This is a genomic window from Streptomyces sp. NPDC088400 (assembly GCF_044753355.1).
Taxonomy (GTDB): domain Bacteria; phylum Actinomycetota; class Actinomycetes; order Streptomycetales; family Streptomycetaceae; genus Streptomyces.
This window is the reverse complement of the sequence record NZ_JBIVMZ010000002.1, coordinates 284,042-308,034: the sequence shown is the minus strand read 5'-3', so window position 1 is coordinate 308,034 and position 23,993 is coordinate 284,042. Positions and strand designations below refer to the sequence as shown.

23 protein-coding genes and 1 tRNA gene are annotated in these 23,993 nt (G+C 68.7%); 2 read left to right on the top strand and 22 right to left on the bottom strand.

What is annotated here, in order from left to right; translation table 11 throughout:
• Positions 1–91 precede the first annotated feature (91 nt).
• From ACIQD6_RS06320 to ACIQD6_RS06285, 8 genes are all read right to left on the bottom strand, one after another.
• A complete protein-coding gene (locus tag ACIQD6_RS06320) occupies positions 92–1,654 on the bottom strand; it encodes a CoA-acylating methylmalonate-semialdehyde dehydrogenase (RefSeq protein WP_401878746.1) in 1,563 nt (520 codons plus the stop codon).
• A gap of 12 nt (positions 1,655–1,666) precedes the next feature.
• On the bottom strand, positions 1,667–3,556 hold the full coding sequence (iolD, locus tag ACIQD6_RS06315) for a 3D-(3,5/4)-trihydroxycyclohexane-1,2-dione acylhydrolase (decyclizing) (protein ID WP_401878743.1): 1,890 nt from the start codon (positions 3,554–3,556) through the stop codon (positions 1,667–1,669).
• Positions 3,553–4,410 carry a 5-deoxy-glucuronate isomerase gene (gene iolB / locus ACIQD6_RS06310; protein ID WP_401878740.1) on the bottom strand — a complete coding sequence of 286 codons (858 nt, stop codon included), beginning with the start codon at positions 4,408–4,410 and terminating at the stop codon, positions 3,553–3,555. Before iolB ends, iolD begins: the two co-directional genes overlap by 4 nt.
• Positions 4,407–5,279, bottom strand: coding sequence for an aldolase (locus ACIQD6_RS06305; RefSeq protein ID WP_401878737.1), 873 nt, complete (start codon positions 5,277–5,279; stop codon positions 4,407–4,409). Before ACIQD6_RS06305 ends, iolB begins: the two co-directional genes overlap by 4 nt.
• Positions 5,269–6,225 (bottom strand): 5-dehydro-2-deoxygluconokinase, encoded by a 957-nt coding sequence (gene iolC / locus ACIQD6_RS06300; RefSeq protein WP_401879542.1) that lies wholly within the window; start codon positions 6,223–6,225, stop codon positions 5,269–5,271. Before iolC ends, ACIQD6_RS06305 begins: the two co-directional genes overlap by 11 nt.
• Before the next feature lie 201 nt (positions 6,226–6,426).
• The gene (locus tag ACIQD6_RS06295; protein ID WP_401879539.1) at positions 6,427–7,404 is read right to left on the bottom strand and encodes a LacI family DNA-binding transcriptional regulator; all 978 of its coding nucleotides are present in this window, start codon (positions 7,402–7,404) and stop codon (positions 6,427–6,429) included.
• A gap of 360 nt (positions 7,405–7,764) precedes the next feature.
• Entirely contained in the window at positions 7,765–8,274 is a 510-nt protein-coding gene (locus ACIQD6_RS06290; RefSeq protein ID WP_401878735.1) for a hypothetical protein, read from the bottom strand.
• A 368-nt stretch (positions 8,275–8,642) separates the two neighbouring features.
• The gene (locus tag ACIQD6_RS06285; RefSeq protein ID WP_401878732.1) at positions 8,643–9,152 is read right to left on the bottom strand and encodes a DUF4232 domain-containing protein; all 510 of its coding nucleotides are present in this window, start codon (positions 9,150–9,152) and stop codon (positions 8,643–8,645) included.
• A 125-nt stretch (positions 9,153–9,277) separates the two neighbouring features.
• On the opposite strand from ACIQD6_RS06285, the gene ACIQD6_RS06280 reads away from it, so the two are divergent.
• A complete protein-coding gene (locus ACIQD6_RS06280) occupies positions 9,278–9,403 on the top strand; it encodes a hypothetical protein (protein ID WP_401878729.1) in 126 nt (41 codons plus the stop codon).
• Positions 9,400–10,053 carry a hypothetical protein gene (locus ACIQD6_RS06275; protein WP_401878726.1) on the top strand — a complete coding sequence of 218 codons (654 nt, stop codon included), beginning with the start codon at positions 9,400–9,402 and terminating at the stop codon, positions 10,051–10,053. The genes ACIQD6_RS06280 and ACIQD6_RS06275 overlap by 4 nt, the downstream gene beginning before the upstream one ends.
• 26 nt (positions 10,054–10,079) lie before the next feature.
• On the opposite strand, the gene ACIQD6_RS06270 is transcribed toward ACIQD6_RS06275, so the two are convergent.
• The 14 genes from ACIQD6_RS06270 to sucD all read right to left on the bottom strand — a co-directional run bounded on the left by ACIQD6_RS06270 (position 10,080) and on the right by sucD (position 23,936).
• Positions 10,080–11,645 (bottom strand): carbamoyltransferase C-terminal domain-containing protein, encoded by a 1,566-nt coding sequence (locus ACIQD6_RS06270; protein WP_401878724.1) that lies wholly within the window; start codon positions 11,643–11,645, stop codon positions 10,080–10,082.
• Positions 11,639–12,502: a histidinol-phosphatase gene (gene hisN, locus ACIQD6_RS06265; protein ID WP_401878723.1), complete on the bottom strand. Its 864-nt coding sequence runs from the start codon at positions 12,500–12,502 to the stop codon at positions 11,639–11,641. Before hisN ends, ACIQD6_RS06270 begins: the two co-directional genes overlap by 7 nt.
• Positions 12,503–12,581: 79 nt before the next feature.
• A complete protein-coding gene (locus tag ACIQD6_RS06260; protein ID WP_401878720.1) occupies positions 12,582–13,289 on the bottom strand; it encodes a methyltransferase in 708 nt (235 codons plus the stop codon).
• A 29-nt stretch (positions 13,290–13,318) separates the two neighbouring features.
• The gene (locus ACIQD6_RS06255) at positions 13,319–14,605 is read right to left on the bottom strand and encodes a DegT/DnrJ/EryC1/StrS family aminotransferase (protein WP_401878718.1); all 1,287 of its coding nucleotides are present in this window, start codon (positions 14,603–14,605) and stop codon (positions 13,319–13,321) included.
• A gap of 140 nt (positions 14,606–14,745) precedes the next feature.
• Positions 14,746–15,768, bottom strand: coding sequence for a Gfo/Idh/MocA family protein (locus ACIQD6_RS06250; protein ID WP_401878715.1), 1,023 nt, complete (start codon positions 15,766–15,768; stop codon positions 14,746–14,748).
• 94 nt (positions 15,769–15,862) lie between these two features.
• Positions 15,863–16,333 (bottom strand): NUDIX hydrolase, encoded by a 471-nt coding sequence (locus ACIQD6_RS06245; protein ID WP_401878712.1) that lies wholly within the window; start codon positions 16,331–16,333, stop codon positions 15,863–15,865.
• Positions 16,334–16,980: 647 nt separating this feature from the next.
• Positions 16,981–17,823 (bottom strand): SAM-dependent methyltransferase, encoded by an 843-nt coding sequence (locus tag ACIQD6_RS06240; protein ID WP_401878709.1) that lies wholly within the window; start codon positions 17,821–17,823, stop codon positions 16,981–16,983.
• A gap of 615 nt (positions 17,824–18,438) precedes the next feature.
• Positions 18,439–18,783, bottom strand: coding sequence for a hypothetical protein (locus ACIQD6_RS06235; protein WP_401878707.1), 345 nt, complete (start codon positions 18,781–18,783; stop codon positions 18,439–18,441).
• A gap of 3 nt (positions 18,784–18,786) precedes the next feature.
• A complete protein-coding gene (locus tag ACIQD6_RS06230) occupies positions 18,787–19,077 on the bottom strand; it encodes a hypothetical protein (RefSeq protein ID WP_401878705.1) in 291 nt (96 codons plus the stop codon).
• Positions 19,078–19,416: 339 nt separating this feature from the next.
• Positions 19,417–19,504 (bottom strand) — tRNA-Leu (locus tag ACIQD6_RS06225).
• Positions 19,505–19,738: 234 nt separating this feature from the next.
• Positions 19,739–20,617, bottom strand: a complete 879-nt coding sequence (locus tag ACIQD6_RS06220) for an SDR family NAD(P)-dependent oxidoreductase (RefSeq protein WP_401878702.1) — start codon at positions 20,615–20,617, stop codon at positions 19,739–19,741.
• Positions 20,618–20,740: 123 nt separating this feature from the next.
• Positions 20,741–21,319 carry a TetR/AcrR family transcriptional regulator gene (locus ACIQD6_RS06215; protein ID WP_401878699.1) on the bottom strand — a complete coding sequence of 193 codons (579 nt, stop codon included), beginning with the start codon at positions 21,317–21,319 and terminating at the stop codon, positions 20,741–20,743.
• Between the two features lie 50 nt (positions 21,320–21,369).
• Positions 21,370–22,914, bottom strand: coding sequence for an aldehyde dehydrogenase family protein (locus tag ACIQD6_RS06210; RefSeq protein ID WP_401878696.1), 1,545 nt, complete (start codon positions 22,912–22,914; stop codon positions 21,370–21,372).
• 119 nt (positions 22,915–23,033) lie between these two features.
• Positions 23,034–23,936 carry a succinate--CoA ligase subunit alpha gene (gene sucD / locus ACIQD6_RS06205; RefSeq protein WP_401878693.1) on the bottom strand — a complete coding sequence of 301 codons (903 nt, stop codon included), beginning with the start codon at positions 23,934–23,936 and terminating at the stop codon, positions 23,034–23,036.
• Positions 23,937–23,993 lie beyond the last annotated feature (57 nt).

The following is a 23,993-nucleotide window of genomic DNA, read 5'->3' as shown; positions in this document are numbered from 1 at the left end:
CGCGGAGACAGGTCGGCGCGGAGACAGGTCGGCGCGGAGACAGGTCGGCGCGGAGACAGGTCGGCGCGGAGGCGCGTCAACTGGAGCTGGGTCAGCTGGAGGTGGGGAAGGCGAATGCGGCGGTGATCTGCTGGGCGGGCCGGGGCCAGCGGGTGGTGACGACCTTGGGGCGGGTGTAGAAGCGGATGCCCTCGGCGCCGTGGACGGGAGAGTCACCGATGAGGGAGTCCTTCCAGCCGCCGAAGGAGTAGTAGGACATCGGGACGGGCACCGGGACGTTGACGCCGATCATGCCGACCCTGACCTGCCGCTGGAAGCGGCGGGCGGCCTCGCCGCTGTCGGTGAACAGCGCGGTGCCGTTGCCGTAGGGGTTGGCGTTGATCAGGGCGATCGCCTCGTCGAGGGTGTCGACGCGGACGACGGCGAGCACCGGGCCGAACAGCTCCTGCCGGTAGGCGTCCATCTCGGTGGTGACGTGGTCGAGCAGGGAGGGGCCGGTGAAGAAGCCGTCCTCGTGCCCGTCGACCTTGAGGCCGCGCCCGTCGACCACGAGGGTGGCGCCCTGGGTGGCGGCGGCACCGACGGCGCTCTCGACGCGCTCGCGGGCGGCCTGGGTGACCAGCGGCCCCATGTCGGTGCCCGGGGTGTCGCCGGGGCCGACGGTCACCTCGCGGGCCTTGCGTTCCAGGGCCTGGACGAGCCCGTCGGCCGCCTCGCCGACCGCGACGGCCACGGAAACGGCCATGCAGCGCTCGCCCGCCGAACCGTAGGCGCCGGCCGTGATGTGGTTCGCGGCGAACTCCAGGTCCGCGTCGGGCAGGACGACGGCGTGGTTCTTGGCGCCGCCGAGCGCCTGGACCCGCTTGCCCGCCTTCGTGGCCTGTTCGTGGACGTACTTGGCGATGGGGGTGGAGCCCACGAAGGAGACGGCCTCGATGCCGGGGTGGCCGAGGATCGCGTCGACGGCGGTCTTGTCGCCGTGCACGACGTTGAACACACCGTCGGGCAGCCCGGCCCGCTGGTAGAGGTCGGCGACGAAGTTCGCGGCGGAGGGGTCGCGCTCGCTGGGCTTGAGGACGAAGGTGTTGCCGGTGGCGATGGCCATGGCATGCATCCACAGGGGCACCATGGCGGGGAAGTTGAAGGGTGTGATGCCCGCGACGACGCCCAGCGGCTGGCGGAAGTTGTGCACATCGACGCCGCGCGAGACCTGGTCGGAGAAGCTGCCCTTGAGGACGTCGCCGAGCCCGCAGGCGAATTCGACGACCTCTCGGCCGCGCATGATCTCGCCGCGCGCGTCGTCGACGGTCTTGCCGTGCTCGGCCGAGATGATCCGGCCCAGCTCCTCCTCGTGCTCGACGAGCAACTGGCGGAAGGCGAACATCACTTGGGTGCGCTGGGCCAGCGAGGACTGGGACCAGGTCTCGAAGGCGGCACTCGCGGCCGACACGGCGGCGTCCACGTCGGCGGAGCCGGCGAGCGCGACACGGGCCTGCTCGCGGCCGGTGGCCGGGTTGAACACCGGGGCGGTACGGGCCGATACCGAGGTGGTACCGGACGATGCCGAGGTGGTACCGGACGATGCCGGGGCCGTACGGGACGATCCGAAGCCGGTGGTGGGGCTGCCGTTGATCCAGTGCGGAATGGTCTTCACGTGCGTGCGTCCTTACAGGTAATGCCGCTGGGAGCGCTTGTGGGCGGCGTACGTCTCGTAGGCGGCGCGGGTGGAGTCGAGCGCGGAGGTCTGGCTGACGGGCACGTCCCACCAGCCGTGGGCGGGCGGGTTCGGCCCGTACAGGTCGGTCTCGACGTGCACGACCGTGGTGCGCCCGGAGGCCTGGGCCTTGGCCATCGCGGTGCGGAAGTCGGCCACGGTGGCGGCGTGCAGGACGTCGGCACCGAGCGAGGCGGCGTTCATGGCCAGGTCCACCGGGAGCACATCGCCGTCCAGCTGACCCGAATCGCCGTCGCGGAAGCGGTACTTGGTGCCGAAGCGCTGCGAGCCGAGCGCCTCGGAGAGCGCGCCGATGGAGGCGAAGCCGTGGTTCTGGACCAGGACGATGATGACCTTCAGGCCTTCGGAGACCATGGTCACGATTTCCTGAGCCATCATCAGATACGAGCCGTCGCCGACCAGCACGACGACCTCGCGTGAGGGGTCGGCCAGTTTCGCGCCGACGCCCGCGGCGATCTCGTAGCCCATGCAGGAGTACGCGTACTCGACGTGGTACGCCTTCGGATCGCGGGCCCGCCACAGTTGTTGCAGGTCACCCGGCATGGATCCGGCGGCGTTGATGACGACGTCACGGTCCCCGAGGATCCCGTTGAGCGCGCCGAGGATCTGCGTCTGGGCGGGCAGCTCACCGGTGTTGCGGTCGTCGGCGAAGCACTCCTCCTCGATCTCCCGTGTACGGGCGATGAGTTGGCGGATACGGGTCCGGTACTCGGAACTCACCCGCCGGCCGATCAGTTCTGCCGCGAGCGTCTCGATGCCCAGGCGCGCGTCCGCGACCAGCGGTTCGGCCGAGTGCTTGACCGCGTCGAGGCGGGCGACATTGAGGTTGACGAAGGTGACGTCCGGGTTGCCGAACACGGTGTGGCTGGCCGTGGTGAAATCCGAGTACCGGGTACCGATTCCGAGGACGACATCCGCCTGGGCGGCAAGCTCGTTGGCGGCGTGGGCACCGGTCGAGCCGATGCCGCCCACCGCGCAGGGGTGGTCCCACGGCACCGCGCCCTTGCCCGCGTGGGTGTCCGCCACCGGGATGCCGGTCGCCTCGGCGAACGCCCGCAGCGCGTTCGCGGCACCCGAGTACACGGCGCCGCCGCCGGCGACGATCAGTGGCTTCTCCGCCGTACGCAGCAGACGTACGGCCCGTTCCAGAGCCGCCGCCTCCGGCACCGGGCGGCCCACATGCCACACCCTGCGCCGGAAGAAGTCGGCCGGCCAGTCGTACGCCTCCGCCTGCACGTCCTGCGGCAGACACAGGGTGACCGCGCCGGTCTCCACCGGGTCGCTCAGGACGCGCATCGCGGCGAGCGCGGCCGGGATCAGCTGCTCGGGCCGCGCGATCCGGTCGAAGTACTTCGACACCGCCCGGAACGCGTCGTTCACCGAGGTGTCCCCGGCCCGGGGGTCCTCCAGCTGCTGGAGCACCGGGTCGGCCGCACGGGTCGCGAACATGTCGCTGGGCAGCAGCAGCACCGGCAGCCGGTTGGTCGTCGCCAGCGCCGCGCCCGTGACCATGTTGGTGGAGCCGGGCCCGGTCGAGGCGGTGCAGGCGAAGGTGGCGAGCCGGTCCCGCATCTTCGCGAAGGCCACGGCCGCGTGCACCATGCCCTGCTCGTTGCGGGCCAGGTAGTAGGGCAGATCGGCCTCGCCGGTGGCGGCGGCCTGCAGAAGCGCCTGCCCGGTCCCGGCCACGTTGCCGTGCCCGAAGATGCCCCAGGCCCCCGGAATCAGCCGCTGCTCCTGCCCGTCGCGCTCGCTGTACTGGGCGGCCAGGAACCGCACCAGGGCCTGAGCGGTGGTGAGCCGGACGGTCTGCGCGCTCATGATCGGGCCTCCCAGGTGGCGCGCACCCAGCCGTGCGCCGGGTCGTCGCAGATCAGCCAGGCGCGGTCCGGACCGGGACCCGCCATGACGTTGAGGTAGTACAGGTCGTAGCCGGGCGCCGCGATGGACGGCCCGTGCCAGCCGTGCGGAATGAGCACCGCGTCGCCGGAGCGGACCTCGGCGAGCACGTCGATGGGCCGCTCCGCGCTCCCGTACACCCGCTGGTAGGCGAAGCCGGGACCTTGCGGTCCCGCGGCGATCTCGAAGTAGTAGATCTCCTCGAGCTCGCTCTCGACGGGGTTGCCGAGCGCGTCCGTGCGCGCCTCGTCGTGCTTGTGCGGCGGGTACGAGGACCAGTTGCCACCCGGTGTGAGCACCTCGCACACCAGCAGCTGATCGGCGTCGAACGTGCCGGGCAGGCAGTAATTGTGGACCGTACGGGCGCAGTTGCCCGCCCCGCGCAGCTCGACGGGCACGTCCCCCTTGCGCCCGTACCGAGGTGGCAGGACGGCCTCGGTACGGGCACAGGGCAGCGCGAACCTCCCGCCGGAGGCGCTGCTGATGAGGGCCTCCGCCTCGCGCGGCAGGTACGCGAAGTCGGTGACCGAGTCGAACACGCCGGAGCGGCCGGCGAGTTGGAAGGATTCGCCGTCGACGGTGACGGTGCAGGAGCCGGAGAGCGGCAGCACCAGGAACTCCGAGTCACCGGTGCTCAGGGCATGGGCCTCGCCGGGAACGAGTGTGAGGATGCGCAACCCCGAGTGACCCCAGCCGGCCGACTCGGGCGAGATCACGAGATCGTACGGCCCGTCGCCCGAACTGCCCTTCGGCAGGTGGTACTTGATGTCGCTCACAGCAGGCTCACCGCCCGGTCCACGGCGCCGGCGACATCGCCGCTCGCGGGATAGAGGAGCGAGCGCCCCACGACCAGGCCCTGCACGGTCGGCACGGCGAGCGCCCGCTGCCAGGCGGCGAAGGCGGCCTCGGCGTCCTTGACCTCCCCTCCGAGCAGTACGACCGGCAGCGTCGAGGAGGCGAGTACGCGCTCCATGTCGTCCACGACCGGCACCTTGAGCCAGGTGTACGCGGAGCGGCGGCCGAGGCCCGACGCGATGGTCATGGACGTGATCACCGCGTCGGCGGTGAGGACGTTGCGGATCCTGCCGTCCTCCCAGCGGGAGAGGAACGGCTCGACCATCGCGATGAGTTCACGGTCGTTGAGCTCGTCGACAGCGCGGGCACTGTTTTCCAGGACCGACGGCGTCGCCGGGTCGTCGAGAGCGATCCGGGTGAGCATCTTGCCACCGTCGAAGCCCATCTCCTTGATGGCCTCGGCGTCGTAACAGGTGAAACGGTCGTCGATCTCGAAGACGGAGCCCGCGAGCCCGGCCCGGTTCATGGAGCCGAAGACGCTCTTGCCGTCCAGCACACCGAGCAGCAGCAGGTCTTCGAGGATGTCGGCGGTGGCGAGGACACCGGTCACACCGGGCCGTTCCAGAGCCACGCACAACCGGTCGAGCAGTTCGCCGCGGTCCGCCATCGCCGTCGGGTCGCCTCCCACGGCGTTGGCGCCGCGCGCCGGATGGTCGGCGGCGATGATCATCGCGCGGCCGTTGTCACCCAGCGGCGACTTGGCCCGGACGCGCCGCGCCGCCGCCTCGGCGATGGCTCCCGGGTTCTTGGCCCGGGTGTGGGCGATCCGGGTCGCCTTGTCAGACAGCACTGTTGTGCACCTCTCGGAGTGTGTCGTTGACGCGCGCTTCGGTCGGCATCGCGTCGGAGCAGGCCAGCTCGCCCGCGACCAGGGCGCCCGCGGCGTTGGCGAAGGACACCGTGCGGTGGGTGTCCCAGCCGGACAGGAGTCCGTGGCAGAGCGCGCCGCCGAACGCGTCGCCCGCGCCCAGGCCGTTGACGACGTCCACGGGTACGGGCGGGATCTCGGCGGTCGTACCGTCCCGCCCCATGGCGAGGACGCCGCGGGGCCCTTGCTTGACGACGGCCAGTTCAACTCCCGCGGCCAGCAGGGCTTTCGCGGCGGCGTGGGGCTCGCGCTCGCCGGTGGCGACCTCGCATTCGTCGAGGTTGCCCACGGCGACGGTGGTGTGGCGGAGTGCCTCGGCGTAGTACGTACAGGCCTCGTCCGGGTCGGACCAGAACATCGGCCGCCAGTCGAGATCGAAGACGGTGGTGCCCGCCTTCGCCCGGTGCGCGAGCGCCGCCAGCGTCGCGGAGCGGCTGGGCTCCTCGCTCAGGCCCGTACCGGTGATCCAGAAGACGCGGGCGGCACGGACGGCGTCGAGATCGAGATCGCCGGCCTCGATGTCCAGGTCCGGGGCCTTCGGGAGCCGGTAGAAGTAGAGCGGGAAGTCGTCCGGCGGGAAGATCTCGCAGAAGGTGACGGGCGTCGGCGCGATCGTCGACGTACCGACGAACCGTCCGTCCACTCCGTAACCGTCGAGGGCCTGACGCACGAAGGCGCCGAAGGGATCGTCGCCCGTCTTGGTGATGACGGCGGCGCTGCGCCCGTGGCGGGCGGCGGCCACGGCCACATTGGTCGGGCTGCCTCCGAGGTACTTGCCGAACGAGGTGACGTCCGCAAGCCCCACTCCCGTCTGAAGCGGATACACGTCCACCCCGACCCGGCCCATGGTCAGCACATCGAACGACATCACGCTGGTTGCCCCTTCGCTTCAGCAGATCCCGGCACGGAGGCCACCGGGGAGACAGGTAGTTAGTTATTCAATGAATTTAAAGCGCTTTAAGGAGCGCTTGCGCAGTACGATGCCCTCACGGGTATGTCCTGTCAATAGGTTGTTTGCGCGTGGTTACGGAGACGGCCGGCCCGCCGGACAGACCCTGGGCCCAGCGACTCAGCGGGGCGCGGCAGTGGTGTCGCGTACCACGAGACGAGGGGCGAGCACGACTTCACGGGACACGGTGCGTCCCTCGTCGAGGCGTTCGACCGCGGCGGCCACGGCGTGACTCGCCTGCTCCTCGGCACTCTGGCTGACGGTGGTGAGGCTGAAGCAACTCAGGCGGGAGAGAGTGTCGTCGTCGTAGCCGGCCACGGACACCTCGCCCGGAACGGCGACACCGGCACCGCGCAGAGCGGTGAGGATGCCGATGGCGCACTGGTCGTTGAACGCCACGACGGCGGTGGGCAGTTCACCGTCGTCAAGGAGGCGGCGGGCAGCCCGCTCGCCGGCCTGCTCAGTGTGGTCGCCGCGAAGGACACGGATGTGTTCGTCGAGTCCGTGACGGCGCATGGTGGTGCGGTAGCCGCGGCGGCGGTCGGTGGCGATGACTCCTTTGCCGCCGTCGACGTAGGCGATCGAGCGGTGCCCGAGGCTCACCAGGTGGTCGACCGTCCGACCGACTCCGTCACCGTCGGAGGTACGGACGATGTCAAGATCGGCATCCGGGATGCGGCGGCCGATCACGACGACTGGCGCCTTGCGCTGCAAAGCGGTGAGCGTTTCGGCGGGGGCCGCCGGACCGAGGAGGACCAGCGCCTCACTGCGGAAGGCGAGAAGGGTCTCGATGGCGGTGTGCTCGTCGCGGTTACGCGTCTGGGTGCTGAGCACGAGGTCGTAGCCCACCGCCGCGGCCGCGATGTGGAGGTGCTCGACCAGTTCGGCGTGGAAGGGACTGTGGATGTCCACCATCACACCGAGCAGCCGACTCCGCCTGCTGGCCAACAGGCTGGCGGTGCGGTCCACTTGATAGCCGAGGTCGGCCGCCGCCTTGAGGACGCGGTCCCGGGTGCGCTGACTGGGGCCGGGAGCCCCTCGCAGGACCAGGGACACCGACGCGGGGGAAACTCCCACACGTGCGGCAACGTCCTCCAGCCGGGGCCGGGAGCCCGCACTGGCGCGGCTCGGACGGGCGGAGGATCGTGACTCGCCCACTGATCCTCCTGCCGGGGACTCCCCCTGCAACACCCTTGAGATGAGACGCACAGACGCACATTGCGTACGAATCCATGATACCAGCGAGTATTACGTCTCGGTGGGCCTCCGAAACGACACCGCCGGGCGCCACCAGGCACGGAACCTTCGGCGCTTGTGTCCGCCATGTCTACGGAGGCTGGTCTCAGGCCGGCCAGAACTCCGCCGGATCATCCACCCACACGGCCCGGACAGGAGAGTCCGGGGCGAGCGCATGGCCTCGCCAGGCTCAACTCACCGAGAGCGGCGCTCTCTTGTGTCTTACGCAACGGAACCGGGTGCGGAGGCTCGCCGCGTACGGTCCCGCCCGGCGATGGCCTCGGCGACCTCTTGGATGGCGCCACGCAGAAGGTCACCGTAGGGATCCTGAGGAAGGCTGGGGGCGTGCGCTGTGGCCGCGTTGATGTGCTCGGTGGCGGCTTCGAAGGAGCCGAGCCGGCGGTAGTTGTCGGCAAGGTTGAGGTGGAGGGAGGGGTAGAAGCCGGCGATACGGAGGCCGGCGTGATGCTCCTGGACGCGCTGTTCGGTCACGGCGTCGGCAGCGTCCAGGGCCCGGACGTCCCAGGCGAGGGCCTGAGCGGGATCCTCGTAGAGATCTGCCAGGTAATGAGCGAGCGAGCAGCGGTGCAGCGGATCGCCGGTGACACCGATCGCGGACCACAGGCCCAGCAGCTTCCGGCGGGCGGAGGTGACGTCTCCGGCTCGGCCTTCGGTGACGGCTCGGCCGATGGCTTCCATGGTCGGATCGGGGGCAGCGGGCGCGGTGGTCATGGAGTGTTCCTCGTCGATCTCAGCCGTCGGACCACTGCGTTGGGCAAAGACCCGATCGGCATCAGCTCAGAATGTGGGCGCCGCGCCATCATCGGGCTTCAACCAACTCGAAGGTCAACACCGACGAACACCGCGCCACGAAACCCTCGGGCCGACCGCGTCTGCGTAGTCTTCAGCCTCGGCGGGGGGGGCCGGCCCTCGGAGACCAGCTCGGCGACGAACTGCCTCGGCCTCCGACACCCATGCCTCGGGGGCCGAGGCCGGCAGCATCATCTCCCGGAGTCACCACACCACGCCAAAAACTCGGTGGCGTTCCGCAGCGGCAGAGACACTGCCGCTGCGGAACGCCACCGTGGTGTGGCAGGAGGTCAGGCGCCGCTCTGGACCGGACCGATGAGGGTGCCGGAGGCCACCCTGAGCGTGCCCTCGGCGAAGGAGGTGCCGGGGATCTGCCCACCCGGAGCCTGCAGCGTGAACGCCGCCTCGTCCGCGGGGGTACCGCTGCCGCTGTTCGGAACCTGGATGTCGAAGTGCACCGGTTGCCCCGGGCCGAAGGTGACCACGGTGTCCTGGGTGCCGTAGCGGCCGGCGGTGACCCCGCTGTCCGAGCCGCCGTTCGAGAACCGCACGTCGGTGGGCGAACCGGCCAGCTCGCACGGCTCGTACCCGCTCGGCGCGGTCAGGGTGACGCGATAGTGACGGTGCCCCGCGCTGTTGGCCGCCGCAGTGATCTTCGCGGTGTGATTGGCCGGGCGGCAGGCGGAGGGGGCAACGCTCCCGCCCGATGCCGACGAAGCTTGCGCGACTCCCGCCCCAGCTGCGCCCGCCAGCACAGCGGCGGCGAGGGTGAGGGCAATCTTCCGGTTGGTACGCATCATGAACACTCCTTGCCTTGTTCAATGGCCCTGCGGGTGTTCACCGTCAGAACCATGGTCAGCGCCAATCCTGCCCGCCCGCCCTCGCGGAAAGCGTCTCAGGACTGCCACAGCCGAGTCACCGGTACGTGAGGGCGATACTGGTGTTCTTTCTGCCAGAGAAGTTCCTGCCGGAGAGGTTCCTGCCGGAGAGGCCTGCCTTCGGCGACGAGAAGGATCCCCGGAGCGCGATGGAGGACGTGGAGGTGTCGTGACGACGACGGACGTCTGCGGAACCGGCGGGGCACCGCTGCTCCCCGAGGCGGTGCGGGCCGTCCCGTACTCCTGGGCCACCGGCTTCCGCTGGCCGCCGGAGACCGCGGAGAGCGCCGGCAACCTCGCGCTCGCCCGCGCCGTACTGGAGGCCTGCCTCCCGGCGGGCCCCCTCGCCGCGCCGGAGCCGCCCCCCGAGGCCCGCGCCAAGGACCTCGGGGAGGCGGAGCCCCTGCCCGACTGGGTCGAGGCCAGGAGCGTGCTGCGGGCCCTCATGCCGTACGCGCGCGACGTGACCCGGGAGCGGATGGCCGAGGCCGAGGCCCGGTGCGCGCGGGCGGGGCTCGACACCACGGACTTCACGGCGCGCTGGACCCGTCGTATCCGCGCCTGGATCGCGGAGGAGGTGCTGCGCTGGTGCGGCCTGATGGTCGACGACACCAGGGCACTCGCCCCCTGGGCGATCGACCTCGCCGAACGGTACGCGCGCCGGGGCATGGCCGCGGAACAGGCCGTATGGCTGCTCCGCCTCACCCCCGAAGTACCGGGCAGCCGCGAGGCCCTGGCCCGGTTGGCCCACGACGAGGGGCTGCCGGCCGAGGTACGGGAACTGGCCACGGAAGCGGACACCGGCACTTCGCCCGAGAGCTGACTTCGGGAATGCGTCAGCTTCCCGGCCTACCGTCGCTTGGTAATGAAGGCGCCGTTGACGGCATATCCATCCAGCCCGTGGAGTTCGCCGTATGCGATCAGGTCGCTGGTACGGTTGATGAACCCGCGTCCCGAATAGTTGAGCGAGGTATTGCAGAGAACGCTGAATCCGGTCAATTCACCGAAGGAAGTGAGGAGTTCGGCCATTTCCGGGTTCGCCGTCGGGTCGACGGTCTGGGTGCGAGCCGTTCCGTCGACGTGTGTCACAGCCCGCAGTTCACTGGATTCGACCTGGCTGAAGTACAGCATGTAGGGATCGGGGACCCCTCCGCCGAACCAGCGGCCCGCGTCCTGCTCCAGACAGATCGGGGCGATGGGGCGGTAGCCCTCGCGCTGCTTGATCTTGTTGAGCCTGCCTGTCGTCTCCTCGGTGAAGGGAGCGGCGAGGATCGATCGGTTCCCGAGCGCGCGGGGGCCGATTTCCCAGCGGCCCTGCGCCCAGCCGATGATGTTCCCGTCGCGGAGGTAGCGGGCGACCTCGTCGTAGTGCAGCGGGCGGATTTCGTAGCGCTGCGGGTCGAATTCCATGTCCTCGACGAATTCGCCACCGGCGTAGACGTCCCAGTCCAGGCCGGCCGACCCGGTGTAGAAGTGCTGGGCGTCGATGGCGGTCCCGATCGCGGAGCCGCTGTCGTTGGGGCACGGCGGGACGAAGACCGCGGGGAAGAGCCCGCACTCGCGCCAGCGACGATTCCACTCGCAGTTGAGCGCGCAGCCTCCTGAGATGAGTAGCGGTAAGCCTTCCGTCAGATGCTCCCGGGCGTAGGCGTAGAACCGGTCGAAGATGGCGTTCGACAGGCGGGCGGCGAGGTTCTTGTAGGCGTTCGATTCCACGCCGATGTTGTAGTAAGGGGAATCGGTCATCCGGTCCTTCAGGCTGCCGGTGATGACCTCCCTCTGGCCGAGTACGAAGTCGATGACTTCCTGCTCCGCCCGGGTCGTCGATCGGTTCTCGGCAAATCCGGCCAATGCCATCTGCTTGCCCGCGTCCTGGAAACGGACGAATTCCTCGTGCGAGCTGTACTTGGGGTCGGCGAGCGCGAAGCCGTAGGCGTACTTGTTTCCCGGGTAGTTGAGCACCTCCTGGAGATGAGTCACCTTCCCGTGCTCGTCGATGCGGTAGAACGAGCCGATGTTCCCCTCCCACACCAGACTGTAGAAGGGCTGATCCCGACGGAATGCTGACATTCCGTAGGACGTCATGATGTGAGAGCGCTCGTGTGTGGAGGAGAAGACACGCACATCCTTCCCGAAGAACCGGCCGACCTCGTCCGAAATCGCGGATTCGCCCACACCGAAGTAGCCGGCACGCGAGGGCTGGTCGGTCGCCTGAGTCCCCTTGATCCAGCCGCTCACGGCGACGACGTCCGGCTGTTTGTCCAGCCGGTCCGCCGCTACGGCGAACACCTCGGCGGTCAGACCGCTGTAGCGGACGAACGAGTCCTTCTCCGCCTCCAGAGAGAAGAGCAGCTTCCCGTCCTCGACGGCCGCGATTGCTCCGTCATGGCCTTCCTTGAGGGAAAGAATCAGCATGATGGTCCGTTTCTCTGCGAATTTCCGACCTGACAGTTGGATGCCGGGAATCGGACGGCGCCGGGATCGGCTGCCGCCGAGAGGGCTTTCAGGGCGAGCTGGTGCAACTGTGGGTTGGCGGACAGGGCGCCGGTGCCGTTTTGGGGCGAGGCGCCCAGGAGATCGGTACAGACACCGCCTGCTTCCGCCACGAGGATGTGTACGGCGGCGATGTCCCATGGGTTCACGACCGGTTCGGCAGCGATGTCGAGGGTTCCTTCGGCAACCATGCAGTGCTGGAGGAAGTCCCCGAAAGCACGGTCCTCCCAGCATTCTTCGGCCAGGCGTAGATATGCCTCACGTGAGTGGAAGACGTCCCAGGTACGCGTGCTGGTGGTGGACAGGTAGGCGTGGGCGAGGCTGGTGTTGCCGGAGACCCGCAGGGGCAGGGGGGCGCTGTCGGCCGGCCCACGCCGCAGCCAGGCGCCCTGTTCGGCCGCCGCCCACCAACGGCTGTGCAGGGCGGGAGCGCTGATCACACCGACGGTGGGCCTGCCGTCCTCCAGCAGGGCGATCAGTGTGGCCCAGACCGGTACACCGCGCAGGAAGTTCTTGGTGCCGTCGATGGGGTCGACCATCCAGGTGCGCCCGGCTGTGACGGAGCCGCCGGTCTCCTCCCCGGCGAAGGCGTCGTCGGGGCGGTCGGATTTCAGTGCCTCGCGTACGGCCGTCTCGACGGCGGTGTCCGCGTCGGTCACGGGCGTACGGTCCGGCTTCTCCCGGATCCTCAGGTCGAGGGCCTGGAAGCGACGGCTGGTGATGCCGTCGGCGATATCGCCGAGCCGCAGGGCCAGTTCGAGATCGTCCTGTCGTGACATGGGGCGCCTCACTGCACATCTCGTAGGTTTCGGGGGCTCGGCCCGTGGCGATGCGGGCGGAGCGCCACGGGCCGCCGGACTACTTCGCGTGCAGTTCGAGCATGTGGTACTCCATGACCCGGACTTCCTCGATCCGGCGCACGCGGCGCAGCAGTTCGACCCGCATGCCGGCTTCCTCCGCGATGGCATCGAGCCGTTCGCGGTCCCCGAGGTCGGCCGTGCCCAGCAGCAGCCTTCCACCGTCGGCCAGGTGCTCATGGGCGCCGGCGATATACCGGGCCTGGCCCTGGTAGCCCGGATCGAAGACGGCGGAGTGCAGATCGGTGGAGAGCGAGAAGCCGTCCTCCACATAGGTCCAGGGCACGTTCCAGAAGATGGCGTCGAAGCGGTCCGTGGGCTTGAGCGCCGTGTACATGTCGCTATGGAGGACGCGTACCCGGTCGCTCACACCGTGCCGCTCGGTGTTGGCGGTCGTGTTGGCCACTGCCTTTTCATTGATGTCGAGCGCGGTGACGGATGTGCAGCCGTTGAGTGCGGCGGTCACGGAGATGACGCCCGTACCGCAGCCGACCTCCAGGAACGAGCCGCCCTCGGGATAGGGCACGATCGAGGCCATCACCTCGGTCGCGGCGCTCAGGGTGCTGGGGAAGACGCCTCGGTGCAGGCTCCATTCCCGCCCCAGCAGGGTGAAGGAGTCCGGCAGGTCGTCACCCATGAGGGCGTGCTGGAGGACTTGAGCCACAGCCTCGGGGGACTCCACGGCCTCGGGGGACTCCTTGACAGTCATCGTCTCTGCCTCTCCGGTGGTGCGGGTCATCAGGTCGGGCCGACTGCGTGCCGTGCGAGCGCTTCGCGGTGACGACCGATCTTGCGGAAGGCTTCGGCGTACTGGTCGATGAGCGTCTTGTCCTCGGGCCAGTTGGTGAAGGTGGGCAGGGACAGCGCGTGCTTCTCGACGTGTTCCGCGTGCGAGCCGCTCTCCGGTGCGATGCTCTTCTTCGACGTACCGGGGAAGAGGGGGTTCTCCTGGCCGGCGTAGAGCGGCAGGGCCGACAGCCGAGGGCCGGAGGGGGCACCGACTTCCATGCCTTCGGCGCGCAGCGCCTCGATGAGGACGGAGCGGGAGACGCCTCCCAGTGCCTCGGGCCGGTAGAGCGGTTTGTAGCCGTACCAGGCGCCCATGTCGACGTGGTCGGCGACGTGTACCGGCTCCAGATAGGCCACGTCACGGAGTTGCCCGCCGAGGTGGCGCAGACAGCGGTGCCGGGCCTCCTTGCGTGCCGGGAACGCCGCGAGCGCGTGCCGGGCGACGATGGCGTTGAACGGCGACATGCGCAGCTTCAGCCCGAAACCGGTGACCCAGTGTGCACGCAGATCCTCGTCGAGGACGGCGTCCCGGGAGCGGTCCCGGTAGTGCCCGAGGAGAGTGGCGCGGTCGTGCACCTGGGGGTCGTTCGTGACGAGGATGCCGCCCTCTCCCGCGTAGACGGCCTTGTTGGCCTGGAGGGAGAAGACCGCGGCGTCGCCGAAGGTGCCGACGGGCTTGCCCTTGTAGCGGCTGCCATGAGCGTGGGAACAGTCCTCCAGAACGCGCAGCCCGTGTCGCTCGGCGATCCGCAGGATCGCATCCATGTCGCAGGGGTGGCCCCACTGGTGGACGACCGTGATCACCTTGGTGTGCTCGGTGAGCGCGGCTTGAAGTGCCTGAGGGTCCAGACCACGGCTGTCGGGGTCGATGTCGGCCAGGACCACGTCACCGCGGAGCGCGAAAACGGGACTCAGCGCCGCATGGTAGGTGAGTGCCGGGCCCACGACGTCCACGCCTTCGCGCACACCGAGTGCGAAGTAGGCGGCGAAGAGGGCGCTGGTACCGGAGTTGAAGGTGACCGCGAAGCGGGCTCCGCCGTTCAGGAAGGCGAGGAAGTCGGCCTCGAGTCGGCCGATGGGACCGCTGTTGCCCTTGATGGAGATGTCGGTGTTCCGCTGCTCGGCCAGTTCCGACAGCTCCGCCTCGCCGGCGGGGGGCGGCCAGACTTCGTGCGGCAGCGGCTGTTCGATGACGGGTGTGCCTCCGAGGAGGGCGAGTTGCTCGGCGGTGGTCATGTGTCCTTCCTGCTTTCGCGGTTGGGGCCTGTCCGGCTCCTGCTCATCGCTGCTGGGTGATACGGGCGCCGAGGCACAGGGCGAGTTCCTCGCGGGTCCCCGACGTCACGTTTCCTTTCCGGGGGCCTTGGAGGGTGGGGTCAGGCGCACCGGTCGGCGAGCTCGTTGTGCTCGCGCAACCGGTCCCGGTAGATCCCGTCGATCGTGCGTACGGAGAGGAGTTGACGCTGGAGGTGGTCCTGCCGGTAGTAGCGGTTGTCCAGCTGGCCCAGATGGTGGGCGATCATGGAACGCACGGCGTCGGTCTGGGTGTCTTCCCAGGTGAAGCTCTCCAGCGGCAGCCCTCCGACGGAATGCAGGACGGCGGCCCCGGGGGCGACGTTCAACGCGCCCTCCGTACCGAGCACGCAGAGGTGTTCGACCTTCTCGTAGTTGTGGCGTGAGATGCGCAGCGAGCCCGCCAGTCGCGTTGCGGGATAGCTGCACATGAGGCTGACGAGATCCTCAAGTCGGCGGTCCCGCATCTCCTGGTAGCGGTGCACGAAGGCGGAGTGCACCCGAGGGGGTTCGGGTGCGGGGAACATTCCGCTGAGTACATCGACGAGGTGGTAGCCCATGTCGAGGAGCACCCCGCCCATCGCCTGCTCCCTGGAGGCGCGCCAACCCGTGGTCGGATGGGCCAGGTTCAAGTGGTAGTCGTAGGAGAACCAGTAGGGCTGCCCGATCCGGGCGAGGTTCTCCTGGGCGAACTGGAAAACGGGGTTGAAGTTCCGTTGGAGCAGAGTGAAGACGCTGCGGTCGGCCCGTTGCGCCAGGTGTATCAGTTGCCGGGCTTCCTGCTCGGTGACGGCGAACGGCTTTTCCTTGATGACGTGCCTGCCGTGCACCAGGAGTTTCGTACAGACCGGGAAGTGTTCACTGTGCGGCACGGTGACCACAGCGACATCGAAGTCAATCCTTTCGAGTGCCTCACCGAGGACGTCGTAATGCGGGAATCCGCACTCGTCGGCGAGTGATGAGGCCGCCGGGGCGGGGTCGACGCCGCCGACGACATCTGCATTCTCCCGCACGATCGGCAGATACTCCTTTCCTTGATGCCCAGCAAATCCGACCACCAGTACTCGCGGTCGCGGACGCGCGTTCTTCAACCTGTCACCGGACATACGGAATATCCCCCTCGCAGATGATCTGAGGATGACGCGGGCAGCCAGGAAAGGACCGTGGAGATCGGCGATCGGACTCTTGGTCGCAGGGGATTCAGGGAACTCTTCGGCTTTTCCCGGAAGCATCTGCGAGCCAGGTGTGTGCTGCGGTCACAACGTCCTTGATGAAGGTGCTTCCGCCCTGTGAGTTCTCGTCGAGCAACGAGACCTCCTCGGCCGTGATCCAGGCGAACTCGGTGTGCTTGTCCCGTTCGAGTTCGGGCGAGGAGAGGTCCCCGTCCACCTCGACGACGTAGTCCGACTCGACATGCCGCAGTCCGTCCGCCGACCACTCCTCGTGCGCCACCCGGGCAAGAACGCGGCGCAGCCGCCACCCGGTCTCCTCCGCGATCTCCCTGTGGAGCGCGTCCAGGAGGGACTCCCCCTCCTCCACCGCTCCACCGACGACGTCCCAGCACCCGGGGAAGAGGCGTCGGCCGGCCGAACGGCGCTGGACGAAGATCCGGTCGTACGGGTCGCGGATCAGCGCGCCCACCACACGTCGGGGTTCGTTCGCCTCCGTCACGTCGGCCTCGCGCCTACAGCCACGCGCCTTCTTTCGCGGAACGATCTGACCATTCTTCCCTCGTTTCACCTGCACATGAGATTTCGCGTACGCCATGTACCGTGTAGAATAGAAAAGGAGTCGAACAGTCCGAAGAAAAATTCGAGCAGTCAGAATTTTTCGCCGACTCGCGCTTGTTACCGGGCCTGATTTTCCGTCCTGAATAATACCTGGAACCCCGTGCTGCGCATGGGGTCACGCAAGGCTTCGGACGCCTCAATTTCTCCTTGACACGACATTAAGTCATATAATTAAGGAGTGACCCGGCAGGTATTGCACATCCAGTCGGGCATAGGAGTTCCGCCGGTCTGCACCAAACGGCATGCCGCTATTGCCTAGGTCCGTCCACTCGGTGGGTGAGGCGTTTCCTCATTGCATTTCGCCTAGGTGATCATTCTTTTTTTGCCACCGTTGGACATTTCGCGGTGGAACATGTTGGCCAGATTTGCCACTCGTCGAGACCCGGTGGCGCTGCCCGTCGGCTACACGGACACGGTGACCTGTACTCACGTACTCACGGCCGCTGCCGCCGTTCCCAGTGGGACGACGCCTGCCCGCGGGGCCCCGGTGCCACTTCTGATCCCCGGGGCGGGCGGCGGGTCCTTCGTTCACAGGCGGCGGGCGACCAGGAAGACGTAACCGACCTGCGGGAGCGCACCGAACCGGGGGAGGGAGCGGGTGGAGTTGAAGAACTCGTAATGAGGGTCATCGGCGGAGGGCGCGATATCGGCGAAGGCATCGGCGAACGCCTGGTAGGTGCGCCGGACGTGCTCTCCGATGTCGTTGAACTCCACCACCTCCAGACCGGCGCGGTCGAGGGCCGTGCGGAGCTCCGCCGGTTCGGGAAACGAGGGGGACTGGAACGCCCGGCACGTCTGGCGGACTGACTCCGCGGCATCCCCGGTCACCGGCGACCGGAGCAGCACATCGGTGATGACCAGCGGGCTACCGGGTCGCAGGGTCCGGGCGATCTCGGTGAGGGCGGTGGTCCGGTCGCTGATGTGCATCATGGACTCAATCGCCCAGGCACCGTCGAAGGACGCGGCTTCGAAGGGCAGTGCCCGGGCGTCCGCGTATCGGAAGTCCACCCGGTCGGCGAGCCCGACGGCGTCCGCCCGGGTTCGGGCGAGGTCGATGTCCTCGTTGCTGACCGAGATTCCCGACACATGGGCGCCGGTGGCCCGGGCGATACGCAGGGCCGGCCGTCCGGTTCCGCAGCCGACGTCCAGCAGGCGCCGGCCGGGTACGGCGGCCAGCCGCCCCGCCACCAGGTCGGTGAGCCGGTCGGTGGCTTGGTTGAGGGAGCGGTCGTCCGTGGCGCTGTCCCAGTAGCCGAGATGAATGTTTCCGTCGACGGCCGTGCCGTCCGCGGTCTCGGTTTGTTCGTCGTGGAGCGGGCCGACGTTCAGTGACGACGGGACGGTGTGGTGCGCGGACGGGTCGTTGGTCATCGAGATCTCCCGAGCTTGGGGGGTGTGTCAGCTGGTGAAGGGGTCCGTCTGCCGCATTTCGCCGAATGAGCGGTCAAAGGCTTCCAGGGCGAACGCGATGTCCCCTGTCTGTGCGGACGGCCGAGAGCGGGAAGGAGTGGAGCTCCGGCAGATACACACCACGCGTCCGCATGAGGGGCTGCACACCTCCGTAGGCGACGCGGAAGCCGGGGGCTACCTCGTCGAAGACCAGAGGGACGTCGTGTCGCGTACAGAGCGCGCGTTTGACCACCTTCATCGCTACGGGGTCGTCCTTCAAAGGCGCGCGGTGCACCTGGGTTCTGGTAGCGCTCGCCGCGGAGCGGGTGTCGAAGGAGTCGATGACATCCGTGAGGCGGCTGCCATGGGCCCTCTCCGGTTGGTGTCTGACGGTGAGGGGAATCGAGCGACGATTGTCCTGGAGCGCGCGTAGTTCGTCCAGGGCGCAGAGTCGGCGTAGCCGCGACCGAACTGCTGCGCACCAGACGCCGGAGCACTCGCACCCCGAACTGGCCTCACCGTGCCTCCGCACGCCTGGAACCGCTCTTCATCGGCCACCCGTTCGGCCCTCATGTCGCGGCACCCCGAGGGCCTCCGTCACATCGCCATCCAGGGCACCTCGCACGTGTGCGGATGGTTCCCCTCCGGGCACATCCGCCTGAGCACTTCCTTACGCAGCGCTCGCCACACACGGAGGGAGCAGGGGACGGTGGCCCGCAGTTCGACGGGCCGCCTGTCCCCTGGCCTCTTACCCGGGTGCTCGTCCCGCCATTGATCTCCCAGGAAGCCGTAGTCCGGGATATCCGCATCCGGGTAGGAGCACACCTCCGTCCGCTGCACACACACCCCGCGCTCACATGCCGCCGAGCGGATGATGTCCTCCACCCAGTTCAACCCCGACCTGTCCGCGTACAGCCCGAAGATCAACTTCCTGGCCTTCATCGGCTACCTCAGCTTCTTGATGCTCTTCTTCGTGCAGTGCTTGGCCCGGTAGCCACGAGGCATCTGCCTGTTCGCGTCCTTCTGGGCTGCGGTCCACGCCTGATTCTGCGTGAGCCCGATGCCGTGGGCCTGTACGAACCCGTGTGCGGTGGAGTCGGAGATGCGCCACTTCGTGCACTGCATGTGCGCCTTCCACCCCCGAGCGGAAGTGTCCGCGCCGGCAGGAGAAACGACGCCGAGCAGCAGCGTGGCCGAGGCGACCCCGGAGACCAGGGCAGTGAGCAGTACACGCATGGGGTCCCCTTTTGGCGTGGGCAGTTGGCTCACCCTCATGATGCGCATCGCGCGCCCCCGAAGAACCGCTCGTTCGCATGACGCAAGGCACACACGTGCGCGCCAGGTACCCCTCAGGCCCAGCAGGACGGGCCACCGGCGACTGAGTCGTACCTCGATGCCCTGCGGTTCTCATGTCGCGGCTGCGCGGAATTCGCCGCCTCCGATGCGGGCCGTCTCGGCCTGTCTTCCCTGGCCTGACAGGGGATTCGCTGGGCTGTTGGTCACGTGGCTGGGCACGTGGTTGGGCACGCCACAGCCTAGAAATGCAGAAAACCCCTGATGAACAGGGGTCCTAGCTGGTGTCCGAGGGGGGACTTGAACCCCCACGCCCGATAAAGGGCACTAGCACCTCAAGCTAGCGCGTCTGCCATTCCGCCACCCGGACGAGTGGTCGAACCGCGGTGCTGTGCTCGCGGCGACAGAAACAACAATACCAGGGGATCAGAGCTGCCTTCACCCGCATATCCGGTGGTCAGCGGTCCGCAGACAAAGCCTTCGACGCCCCCCGCGGACCGCCCTCCGACCCGCGTCGACGTCTCGCACACAGGTCGTCACGCAGCGTGCGGACGATGGCGGCAAACGGATGGATCCGGGCAGCACCGGTTCCCTCCGAGTGCGCTCACGTCGTCGTGAGTGGGGCCCACTGGCGGCTGAGCGCGAGGACATCGCGCACCACTTGCGGGCTGGTGCTCCGGCGTGAGGGCGTTGCGGGGCGGACGTCGGGGCCGATGAGCAGGCCGGTCTTCCCGTCGAGTGAGGTCTCGGTCGCCGCGAAGAGGGAAGGCCGGGCGGCCATCTCGGCGGGACCGGATGTGGCGCGTTCGAAGGTGCGGCGGACGAGCGGCCACAGCAGGCGCAGCCCTGGCGAGACGATCGTGGGCGAGCGCATGGTCCCGTCGGTCATCGCGGTCGCGGCGCCGCCGGGGTCGGCCGCGAAGACGGAGATTCCGGTGCCACGGAGCCGCTCCGCCAGGTGGAACGTGTAGGCGAGGTTGGCGAGTTTGGCGCGGCCGTACCAGTGGAAGCCGTAGTAGCCGCCCGGCGGCTCAACGGCGTCGAAGGTGCGCTTGGCGGCCCGGACAGCGCTGGAGCTCACGTTCACGATCCGGCTCCGACCCGTTCCCCGGAGCGTCTCCAGGAGCAACTCGGCGAGCAGGTACGGCGAGAGGTGGTTGACGGCGAACGTCGCTTCGATGCCGTCGACGGTCCGCTGCCGCTCCGCGTACATCGCGCCGACGTTGTTCACGAGGACGGTGAGCGGCCCCGCCGCCGCCAGTCGTGCGGCCAGCGCCCGGGTCTCGCCGAGTGAGGCGAGGTCGGCCTGTACGAAGACCGGGTTCCCCGCGGTGGCCACGGCGGCGATCCGTTCGACGGCCGCCGCGCCGCGCTCGGCATTGCGGCCGACCACCGTGACGGCATAGCCGGCCGTGGCCAGACCCAGCGCCGTCTCCAGGCCGATACCTCCGGTCCCCGCTGTCACCACAGCCCGCATTTCCATGACCCCGCCCTTCATCCCCCATAAACGGATAACTATCCGCTTCTCGTCGGACAGCACACTAACACAACCGGATAGCTATCCACTTACGGGTGATGTTGTGCGACGGCGCCGCCGAAGCGACCCTCAGACCGGGGGACGCAGGCCCTGGAGGAGGATGTCGAGGTACACCTCGGCGCGCGCCGCGTCGCCGTCCCCCGAGCGCACAGCGTGCTGGATGCCGCAGAGCAGTCTGCGTACGTCGTCGGCCTCGACGTCGCTCCTGATCACGCCGGCGTGGCGGGCGCGCCCGAGCAACTCCCCTACGGCGCTGTCCAGTTCGGACTTCAACTCCGAGGTCTGCTCCGCGGCGTCCGTGGATGATTCCAGTACGGCCGCGAAGCCGGGATCGTCCAACGCCCGCTCAAGTGCGAACCGCAGCAGGCCATGCAGGCCCGTGAGGGCGTCCTCTTCGACCGAGGCCGCCTGTGCCTCCCCGACAAGCTCCCGGAACCGTTCCGCCGACAGCGCTTCCACCAGCGCGTGCCGGTTGGGGAAATGGCGGTACACGGTCCCGATACCCAGTCCCGCGAGCCGGGCGATGGCGTTCAGCTGGAGCGACTCGTCACCGGCGGCGATCTGCTCACGGGCGATGCGCAGCACCCGGGCGCGGTTGCGGGCAGCGTCCGCTCGCAGCGCGGTACTCCGGTCAGCTCTGGGTGTCACGCACCCAGCATAAAGGCGCCCTCCGCACTGCCTACAGCATCGGGCACGACCTACGGCATCAGGTGGTAGTCCGGGAAGTTGCCCGGCGGGCGCTCCCCCGGCGGGCCGTCCGTCACCGCTCGTACGAGAAGCTCGCCGCCGACGAAGGCGCCTCGCCAGGAGTGGCCGAAGCCGCCGAAGAGTTCGTCGCGGTCACCGCGCGAACGCGGCTTTCCGTGACCGGTCTTGAACGCGCGGATCTGAGGTGAGAGCCGGTCGTAGGTATCCGGGTCGTCAGTGGAGAGGGTCGCGACGAGGGCGCCGTTCGAGGCGTTCATCGCGGCCAGCAGCTCCGCCTCCGTATCGACCAGGACGATCGTGTCGACCGGGCCGAAGGGTTCCGCGTAGTGGAGCGGGGAGGACGGGGGCGGGTTCAGCAGGGTTACGGGCGGGACATAGGCACTCGTGTCCTGGTCCGGGAGGAAGGCGGCGTCGTCGAGCGCTCCCCGGTGGAGCGGGACGGCCCCGCGGCCGATCGCCTCGGAAACCTGGTCCTCCAGCTCCTTGGCCTTCGCCGCGTTGATGAGCGGACCGAAGTCCAGTTCCGGGAAGGGATCGTCGGGGTGCTCGACCGCGAGGGGGTGGCCGATGCGCAGGGAGCGTACGGCGGGCAGGTACGCGGCGAGGAAGTCGGCGAAGAGCGAGCGCTGGACGACGAAGCGCGGGTACGCCGTGCACCGCTGTTTGCCGTAGTCGAACAGCTTGGGGATGACGGCGGTCAGGGCGGGCCAGTCGCTGTAGTTCCAGATGCCCCAGGTATTGAGGCCCTCCTGTTCAAGGATATGGCGTTTACCCAGGTCAGCGACTGCCGTGGCGATCCTCGCGCCGGTGTCCCGGCCGCCGACGAAGGAGACGCAGCCGATCTCCGGCGAGCGGACGAGCGCCTCGGAGAGATCGCCGCCGCTGCCGCTGACGAGTGTCACGGGGATGCCCTCGCGGGCGGCGAGCGCGCAGGCCAGGGTCAGGCAGGCCACTCCGCCGTCGGTCGGGGCCTTGGCGATCACCGCGTTGCCTGCCAGGGCCTGCACGAGCATGGCGTGGACCAGGACCGACATGGGGTAGTTCCAGCTGGCGATGTTGGAGACCGGGCCGGGCAGCGGGCTCCGGCCTTCCAGCATCGGTTCGATGCCGACGATGTACCAGCGCACGCCGTCGATCGCACGGTCGACGTCGGCGCGGGCGAGCCGCCACGGCTTTCCGATCTCCCAGACGAGGAGGAGGGCGAGCAGGTCGCGGTGTTCGGAGAGCGCGTCGAGGGTGGCCCCGACGCGGGCTTTACGCTCCGGCAGCGGGATGTGCCGCCAGTCGCGGTGGGCGTCCAGGCCGGCGCGTACCGCCTGCTGGGCGGTGGCGGCGTCGAGGCGTGGCGGGCCCGCGACGGGGGTGCCGTCGACCGGGCTGGTGGCGGACAGGGACCGGCCGTCGGACCGCCAGGACGCGGCCCAGTGGTTGAGCACACGGTCGTCGCGGAAGGCCTCGGGCGCGACGGCGAGGCTGCGCTGCCAGGCGTCGGACCAGGCCGTGCCGGGTTTCAGCATCGTGCGAGTGGGTGCCATTGAGGTCTCCGCTCTGAGGCGCGGGAGGTACATGGCTCGGCTCGCGCACTGCCGGTGAGTCGTTCTACCGGTGAGTCGTCGTACTCGACGGCGTCACCCCGTGGTGGCATGCACCCCCCTCAATTATGAGTGCGGTCGCCTGCCGCCGCGAGGTGATCCAGTACCAGCCTCGCCGTCTCCGAGGGAGTCGAGCCGACCGCGATGCCGGCCGCCTCCAGGGCCTTCCTCTTGGCCTCCGCCGTGCCGGACGAGCCGGAGACGATCGCGCCCGCGTGCCCCATGGTCCTGCCCTCGGGCGCGGTGAATCCGGCGATGTAGCCGATGACCGGCTTGGTGACGTGCGAGGCCGCGTAGGCCGCCGCGCGTTCCTCCGCGTCGCCGCCGATCTCGCCGATGAGCACGATGAGTTCGGTGTCCGGGTCGTCCTCGAAGGCGGCGAGACAGTCGATGTGGGTGGTGCCCACGACGGGGTCGCCGCCGATGCCGACCGCCGTGGAGAAGCCGATCTCCCGCAGCTCGTACATGAGTTGGTAGGTGAGGGTGCCGGATTTGGAGACGAGTCCGATCCGGCCGGGCTTGGCGGCGATGTCCGCCGGGATGATGCCCGCGTTGGACTGTCCGGGGCTGATCAGCCCCGGGCAGTTGGGGCCGACGATCCGGGTGCCCCGCTTCTTGGCGTACGCGTGGAAGGCGACGGCGTCATGGACCGGGATGCCCTCCGTGATGACGACCGCGAGTCCGACACCGGCGTCCGCGGCCTCGATGACGGCCGTCTTGGCGAACGGCGGCGGGACGAAGAGGACGGTGACGTCCGCGCCGGTCGCCGCCATGCCCTCCCCCACCGAACCGAAGACGGGTACGGAACGGTCGTCGAAGTCGACGGTACGGCCCGCCTTGCGCGGGTTGACGCCGCCGACGACATCGGTGCCGGCGGCGAGCATCCGCCGGGTGTGCTTCATGCCCTCGCCGCCGGTCATGCCCTGGACGAGGACCTTGCTCTCCTTGGTCAGGAAAATGGCCATGGTCTTCTTCTCCTTGATCCAGTCGATCCGGGTGAGTCAGCCGCTCCCTGCGAACTC

Bases quoted from the DNA above. Each gene is read 5' to 3' on its own strand.
- ACIQD6_RS06255 (WP_401878718.1), bottom strand. From the start codon at position 14,605: ATGACCACCGCCGAGCAACTCGCCCTCCTCGGAGGCACACCCGTCATC.
- ACIQD6_RS06220 (WP_401878702.1), bottom strand. From the start codon at position 20,617: ATGGAAATGCGGGCTGTGGTGACAGCGGGGACCGGAGGTATCGGCCTG.
- ACIQD6_RS06285 (WP_401878732.1), bottom strand. From the start codon at position 9,152: ATGATGCGTACCAACCGGAAGATTGCCCTCACCCTCGCCGCCGCTGTG.
- hisN (WP_401878723.1), bottom strand. From the start codon at position 12,502: ATGTCACGACAGGACGATCTCGAACTGGCCCTGCGGCTCGGCGATATC.
- ACIQD6_RS06270 (WP_401878724.1), bottom strand. From the start codon at position 11,645: ATGCTGATTCTTTCCCTCAAGGAAGGCCATGACGGAGCAATCGCGGCC.
- ACIQD6_RS06250 (WP_401878715.1), bottom strand. From the start codon at position 15,768: ATGTCCGGTGACAGGTTGAAGAACGCGCGTCCGCGACCGCGAGTACTG.
- ACIQD6_RS06210 (WP_401878696.1), bottom strand. From the start codon at position 22,914: ATGGCACCCACTCGCACGATGCTGAAACCCGGCACGGCCTGGTCCGAC.
- ACIQD6_RS06230 (WP_401878705.1), bottom strand. From the start codon at position 19,077: ATGCGTGTACTGCTCACTGCCCTGGTCTCCGGGGTCGCCTCGGCCACG.
- ACIQD6_RS06240 (WP_401878709.1), bottom strand. From the start codon at position 17,823: ATGACCAACGACCCGTCCGCGCACCACACCGTCCCGTCGTCACTGAAC.
- ACIQD6_RS06235 (WP_401878707.1), bottom strand. From the start codon at position 18,783: ATGAAGGCCAGGAAGTTGATCTTCGGGCTGTACGCGGACAGGTCGGGG.
- sucD (WP_401878693.1), bottom strand. From the start codon at position 23,936: ATGGCCATTTTCCTGACCAAGGAGAGCAAGGTCCTCGTCCAGGGCATG.
- ACIQD6_RS06290 (WP_401878735.1), bottom strand. From the start codon at position 8,274: ATGACCACCGCGCCCGCTGCCCCCGATCCGACCATGGAAGCCATCGGC.
- iolC (WP_401879542.1), bottom strand. From the start codon at position 6,225: ATGTCGTTCGATGTGCTGACCATGGGCCGGGTCGGGGTGGACGTGTAT.
- ACIQD6_RS06260 (WP_401878720.1), bottom strand. From the start codon at position 13,289: ATGACTGTCAAGGAGTCCCCCGAGGCCGTGGAGTCCCCCGAGGCTGTG.
- iolD (WP_401878743.1), bottom strand. From the start codon at position 3,556: ATGAGCGCGCAGACCGTCCGGCTCACCACCGCTCAGGCCCTGGTGCGG.